Below are 6,799 nucleotides of genomic sequence, written 5' to 3' on the forward strand. Positions count from 1 at the left end.
ACTATTCTTCCAATTCTGTTTTTTTCATGGTTATCAGATAACGATCTGCGTCCAGTCCCGGTACTACAATTTGCTCCGCCTTAAGCACAGAAAACTGCGCCGGCAAAGCCTGCAATTCCTGCTCAGGATATTGTCCTTTGAGCGCCAAAAATGCACCGTTTTGATCAGTCAGGTGATGACACCACTGTAACATATCGGCAATTGACGCAAAGGCTCGACTGAGAACACCATCAAAGGCAGAGTCGGGTTGAAAATCCTCAACCCTGGATTGCACAGGCTCTATATTAGTAAGAGATAATTCATATGCAACCTGTTTAATGAACCTGATGCGCTTTCCTAAGCTGTCTAACAACGTAAAATGTTTATCAGGATTCATAATGGCCAGTGGAATGCCGGGTAATCCCGGTCCGGTTCCTACGTCGACATAGCGTTGTGCTGACAGGAAAGGAGCAATAGCAATGGAGTCCAGAATATGGACATAAAGCATTTGCTCCGGATCTCTGACCGAGGTGAGATTATAGGCCTTGTTCCATTTGTGCAGCAATTGCAAAAAACTCAGCAGTTTTTGTTTTTGCTCCGCGGAAACAGACAAGCCAAGTTGTTGCACTGCATTATCAAAATCCAGTGCAATTTTTTCAAAGGGAAAATTCATCAGGCGGATTTACGCAATAAACCGTGTTTTTTCAGATAAACCAATAATAACGAAATCGCCGCTGGCGTGATACCAGAAATTCGGGAAGCCTGACCGATAGTTTCGGGTCTGGCATCCGATAATTTTGCCACCACTTCATTGGACAACCCGGAAATAACCGAAAAATCCATATCCGCAGGGATCTTGGTATGCTCATTGCGCTTGGTGCGTTCAATCTCATCCATCTGACGAGCAATGTAACCCGCGTACTTGATTTGAATTTCCACCTGTTCCGCAGCTTGCTCATTGGCATCCAGTAAACCGGAATCCAGTGCTGGCAATGACATCAGTGTGGCGTAATTCATTTCCGGTCTGCGGATCAGCTCTTCCAGAGAGTGTTCGCGGGTAACCGGGTTTTTCAAAATACTGTTCAGCTCTGGTACTACCGGGTGTTTTGGATGCACCCAGGTAGAGCGCAAACGTTGTTTTTCCTGCTCAACCGCTTCCACTTTGGCATTAAACGCCTGCCAGCGATGTTCATCCACCAAACCGGCTTTGTAGCCTAATTCGGTTAAGCGAATATCGGCGTTGTCTTCCCGCAGTAACAGGCGATATTCGGCGCGACTGGTAAACATGCGGTAGGGCTCTTTGGTACCCAGGGTAGCCAAATCGTCAATCAAAACCCCAAGATAAGCCTGTTCGCGACCTAAGATCAGGGGATCTTTGCCCAGTACCTGCAGCGCGGCATTAGCGCCCGCCATCAACCCCTGAGCACCGGCTTCTTCATAGCCTGTAGTACCGTTGATTTGACCGGCGAAAAACAGGCCATTCACAAATTTGGTTTCCAGCGTTTGTTTCAGATCTCTGGGATCAAAAAAGTCATACTCGATGGCATAACCAGGGCGAATGACATGGGCGTTTTCGAAACCGCGAATACTGTGGATCAATGCCATCTGGACATCGAACGGTAAACTGGTGGAGATCCCATTGGGGTAGACTTCAATGGAATTCAGACCTTCGGGCTCCACAAAAATCTGATGCGTTTCCTTATCGGCAAAACGCATGATTTTGTCTTCGATGGAAGGACAATAACGCGGACCTATGCCTTCAATCACACCGGTGTACATAGGAGAACGGTCCAGTCCGGAGCGGATAATATCGTGGGTCCGGCTATTGGTGTGGGTGATGTAACAGGAAATCTGCCGCGGATGTTGCTCTCTGTTTCCCAGATAGGAAAACACCGGTAACGGTGTATCGCCCGGTTGTTCCTGCATCACAGAATAATCCAGACTGCGGGCATCCAGTCGGGCAGGGGTACCGGTTTTTAATCTGTCGACTCTGAACGGCAATGCCCGCAATCGTTTTGCCAGGGCATTAGAAGGGGCATCACCTGCACGCCCCCCTTGATGATTTTCCAGACCAATATGGATCACGCCACCCAAGAACGTACCAGCTGTAAGCACGACAGCTTTGGCTTTAAAGCGCACCCCCATCTGTGTAACAACACCCACGATCTGATCGTTTTCGATAATAAAATCATCACAGGATTGCTGGAAAATAGTGAGATTTTCCTGATGTTCCAGTTTATGACGAATGTGACTGCGATACAGCGCTCTGTCTGCCTGGGCACGGGTAGCCCGAACCGCAGGTCCTTTGCTGGCATTTAAGGTGCGAAACTGAATACCGGCGTGATCGATGGCCACCGCCATTTCACCCCCTAAGGCATCAATTTCTTTAACTAAGTGTCCTTTACCTATACCGCCTATTGCGGGATTACAAGACATCTGACCCAGAGTTTCCATATTTTGGGTTAACAGAAGCGTGCGTACACCTATTCTGGCTGCGGCTAATGCAGCCTCAGTGCCGGCATGTCCACCACCGACAATGATCACATCGTAATCTTGTGCGTAAATCATCAATAGCCTCTGTTAAAAATGGGGCGCTTATTCTATACACAAATTTGTATTTGTAAACTGATTATATTTTAGTCAGTTTGCAAATGTTAGCGGTTTTCTCCAAACCTTATAAAAAATAAAGATCTGTATAGATCTTTTATTATTTTTATTATTAAGCACCTGAAAATCTGTGGAAAAGTCAATATATTTCAATAAAAACAATGTCTTACGAGTTTAATAAGTTGTCATTTAAAGCTGTATATTACGGGTGTATTACGGTGATAAGTGGTATAGTTATCCACATAGGAAAAAGTGATCAAACGTTGTTCAACGATCTTCGAACCATGATCTCACCCTTTATTCCCGTATTTATCCACAGGTGTTCATAATTTTTGTTTTTCATGTGTATAACTTGTGATCTGCGTTATTTATCGCGAAATCTTCTGTGTGCATAACTTTTGATCAATAAATTGCAGTTAAGTGCAAAATAAATCGTTTTAAGATTCAGGCGTTTATAAACCAGGCAAAAGTAGCGGTTATTTTGTGCTTTTTGAGTAGATAACTGATGATTTTTTTAGTTTGGTGGCAGGCAATAGTGGGTCATTAAACCTGTGAATTAATCAAAATTCGCTGATTAGTATGTTTATTTAGAATGGAATTAAGCTTTTATTGCAGTGTTTTGAGTGATTTCTCTTAAAGCGTTCCGCTTAGATATCAACATACTTCGAATATACATCAGCGGGGAAGGGAAGAGCCTAAGAATAGATTTCCTGGATACAAGTAGCGAACTTGTTTGCTCCGAGTTTTGATATTGCTTTTCTTAGGGGCGTTCCCCTAAAACCCCCTTTTGCCCTGGCGCGAGACAACATAATCCGAAATAGCAGAGTCAGCATGACCACCAATGACAGCATCCCTGTTGTCACTCATGCTAACTATTTGTGCTATTTAGGCTTATCTCGCGAAAGGGCCTGATACCAACGGACTTCGAACTATATATTGGCGGGAAAGGAAAGAACTTAGGAATGGATGTCCTGGAATTATTTCTTGGGTCAGATGTCTTTTAACCATCTACGAAGTTTTTAACTTCAGTGTTCAGATGTGACTTCTTCTTAGGGGAGCTCCCCTAAAACCCCCTTTAGCCCTGGCGCGAGACAACATAATCCGAAATAGCAGAGTCAGCATGACCGCCAATGACAGCACATCCCTGCGCTGGCATTGGCTGCGACAACATCCCTGTTGTCACTCATGCTAACTATTTCTGCTATTTAGTATTATCTCGCGAAAGGGCCAGATACCAACGGACTTCGAACTATATATTGGCGGGAAAGGAAAGAACTTAGGAATGGATGTCCTGGAATTATTTCTTGGGTCAGATGTCTTTTAACCATCTACGAAGTTTTTAACTTCAGTGTTCAGATGTGACTTCTTCTTAGGGGAGCTCCCCTAAAACCCCCTTTAGCCCTGGCGCGAGACAACATAATCCGAAATAGCAGAGTCAGCATGACCACCAATGACAGCGCGTCCCTGCGCTGGCATTGGCTGCGACAACATCCCTGTTGTCACTCATGTTAACTATCTCTGCTATTTAGTATTATCTCGCGAAAGGGCCTGATACCAACGGACTTCGAACATACATTGGAGGGGGTTTTAACAAAATTAAAATGAGTGTCATTGTAACTCTATGTAGGAACAGTCACACTAAACTTTATTATAGGTTCTGATCTGAACTACCTTTATAGAGTGGTATTGTTACCGTGTGCCGTCACACTAGTTCAAGTTGAGAATTCATAACTTTTTTATGTCAAAGATTAGTGATTAATTGTAGGTAGTGATTGAGAGGTAATTTGTGGAGCTAAATATGGAAATTAAAGATTGGATTACTATCAGTGCGGTTATATTAGGTCCGATTTTAGCGGTGCAAGCTCAAAAGCTTATTGAAAGTATCAAAGGAAGAAAAGAGCGAAAGCTTAGATTGTTCCATACTCTCATGGAGACAAGAGCTACTAGACTTTCGGGTCAACATGTTTCAGCTTTGAATATGATTGACTTGGAATTTTATGGGAGATCTTTATTTGGAAAACGTTGGCAATCAGAGGCAGACAAAAAAGTTACGAATGCTTGGAAAGTGTACAACGACCATTTAAATAATCGAGTTCCTGATGAGCGTCTTGATGCATGGACAGACAAAAGTTTTGAGCTATTTACAAGTTTGCTTTATGCAATGGCGCAATCTTTGGGTTACGACTTTGACGAGGTTCAACTTAAAAGGGGGTGTTACAATCCTGTAAGGCATGGTCGAATAGAAAGTGAACAAACTCGAATACGTGAAGGTTTGGTGGAGGTTTTAGATGGTAAGCGTTCTATTCCAATGGCTGTGACCTATTTACCTCCTTTCGACCCAATTCCGTCAAAAGAGCAATCTGAAGTACAAAATAAACCAGTTCAAACTAATACTGATGGTCAGTAAAATATTGATAGCAATGTATCTTGTTTAATTCAACCAGTCGGTATTTGAATTTTAAACAGGATATTGCCCTATGACATACTATAACTCTTTATTGTAAAGTTCGAAGTGCGTTGGTATCAGGCCCATTCGCGAGATAAGCGAAAAGGACAGGTAAAACCTGAAGATGGGCAACAGGGATGTTGCTCAAATCAATGCAAGTATAGGGACATACTTTCATTGATGGTCTTCAGGTTCTGTCCTTGCAGCTTATGTTTTCTCGCGCCATGGGCGAATGGGGGTTTAAGGGGATCGCCCCTTAGAAGAATCACATCAGATCACAGATATTGAAGGATTACGGTTTGCTAAGATAGTATTAAACAATAAAAAGACATCCACTTTAAAATTCATTCAGCTCTCTTTTTTCAAATCTCAGATTTCACCATTAGTGTTTTCTAAATTTCTGGGAAGAAACACATCAGAGAGCGGATTCAGACTATTGTTATGATGGGTGTCATTGTTAGTATTTTCTGGTTAAAAGGTTAGGTTGCGAAGAACCTACCTTGTTTAAAATTTTTATATTATGTGAGACCGGCCTTATTGGCCCTCGCATTCGTACAACCGAGAAACGTTTCTTTTTTGTTTTTTCGGCTATTTGCATTCTGAGGTTGGAAAACTAGCTTCCGGCTCTAACGTGCTGATTCGTCAGTTGGTTGGAAAATGAGTTTTAGGTACTTTCCATTTGCCACAATTGAACCACTAATATACTGGTCAACTGATTCGTCATACCGTATTGCTGGCGTCAAATTGGTGGATGTTAAAGGGCCACTTTGTTCCGAAGAGTTATGAGTTTGAAACTATTTCCAAAATGAAGTATACGTGTTGGTCGATGAGTGTTTCAAAAAAAGGGGATATCAAGTGCACATATTTTTGGGAATCTTTCTGGCGATTATAGTTTTGCAAGGATTGTACGCAACTAGTATAGCATTTTTTGCATCTCTCAATATATCCATGAACAGTACCATGGGAAATAAATCAGAATGGAGTAAAGGCGAAACCACATTTATTTTATGTTCAACAATAGCTTTAATGTCTTTCCTATGTCTGTGGTGGGATCAGCCCCAAAATTTGTCTTTCAGATATAATTTTGTTCATTTCTTTCATACTTTGTTATTCCTTCCTCTTGCTTCTTACTTGCAAGTTTCTATGGGGCCATTGGCTGTTAAAATGGGTGCAAACAAAGGCTTGGTTGCATTGCTCTTTATATTAACTCCAATATATTTTGGCGTTGCTTGGAATCAATATTGGTTTCCATTTGAACATTCATCAATATTGAGAGAGGTTCCGTACGCGGGAATGGCATATTTGTATGACATTCTGGGATTAAGTTTTGGAATGGAGTACAAGAGTGGAGTTCTTTGGGGGGGAGACGAAGGTGTATTTAAAGGTGGATTGGGTTTACTAATTATATTAATTTGGGGTCTATCTGTTCTTGTGGCTTCTGCTGTATCAATCATATTCGGCTTATTCGGAAAGGTAATGGGTGGCGATTTATGAAAGATATTTTCTAGTTCTGGTCTGGCATTTGGCTTTAGGAGCCTGTCATGTATTATATTCACCGTAAAAGTGACTCACCGCTCTATTGATTTCGAAGTTATAGACAAGAAAATCTTGAACGGCTGCTATGGTGTTTTAACAGTCAACCATTTGGTGCAGAGTGACTGACCTCTTTCTTAAACAATCAGTCATCTAATTAACCTGAGCTGCGCATAAGAACAAATGAACTAAATGCCCTTGAGGTGATCGGATCTTTCGACCAAAAAAGAAAGA

Annotated in this window: 4 protein-coding genes; 2 read left to right on the forward strand and 2 right to left on the reverse strand. The window is 42.2% G+C overall.

Going from position 1 to position 6,799, the window contains the following annotated elements:
- Position 1: 1 nt before the first annotated feature.
- Together rsmG and mnmG are read right to left on the reverse strand one after the other, a co-directional pair.
- Positions 2-652, reverse strand: a complete 651-nt coding sequence (gene rsmG / locus AC0J20_RS03885; protein WP_473020686.1) for a 16S rRNA (guanine(527)-N(7))-methyltransferase RsmG — start codon at positions 650-652, stop codon at positions 2-4.
- Entirely contained in the window at positions 652-2,547 is a 1,896-nt protein-coding gene (gene mnmG, locus AC0J20_RS03890) for a tRNA uridine-5-carboxymethylaminomethyl(34) synthesis enzyme MnmG (RefSeq protein ID WP_473020687.1), read from the reverse strand. The genes rsmG and mnmG overlap by 1 nt, the downstream gene beginning before the upstream one ends.
- 1,837 nt (positions 2,548-4,384) lie before the next feature.
- Here mnmG and AC0J20_RS03895 point away from each other — a divergent pair.
- Both AC0J20_RS03895 and AC0J20_RS03900 read left to right on the forward strand, forming a co-directional pair.
- Entirely contained in the window at positions 4,385-4,993 is a 609-nt protein-coding gene (locus AC0J20_RS03895; protein WP_473020688.1) for a DUF6680 family protein, read from the forward strand.
- 999 nt (positions 4,994-5,992) lie between these two features.
- Positions 5,993-6,526 (forward strand): hypothetical protein, encoded by a 534-nt coding sequence (locus tag AC0J20_RS03900; RefSeq protein WP_473020690.1) that lies wholly within the window; start codon positions 5,993-5,995, stop codon positions 6,524-6,526.
- Positions 6,527-6,799: the final 273 nt, after the last annotated feature.

The organism is Planctobacterium sp. R6 (assembly GCF_055755215.1).

Coding starts and splice junctions, on each gene's coding strand:
- AC0J20_RS03900 (WP_473020690.1), top strand. CDS start 5,993: ATGGGAAATAAATCAGAATGGAGTAAAGGCGAAACCACATTTATTTTA.
- rsmG (WP_473020686.1), bottom strand. CDS start 652: ATGAATTTTCCCTTTGAAAAAATTGCACTGGATTTTGATAATGCAGTG.
- mnmG (WP_473020687.1), bottom strand. CDS start 2,547: ATGATTTACGCACAAGATTACGATGTGATCATTGTCGGTGGTGGACAT.
- AC0J20_RS03895 (WP_473020688.1), top strand. CDS start 4,385: ATGGAAATTAAAGATTGGATTACTATCAGTGCGGTTATATTAGGTCCG.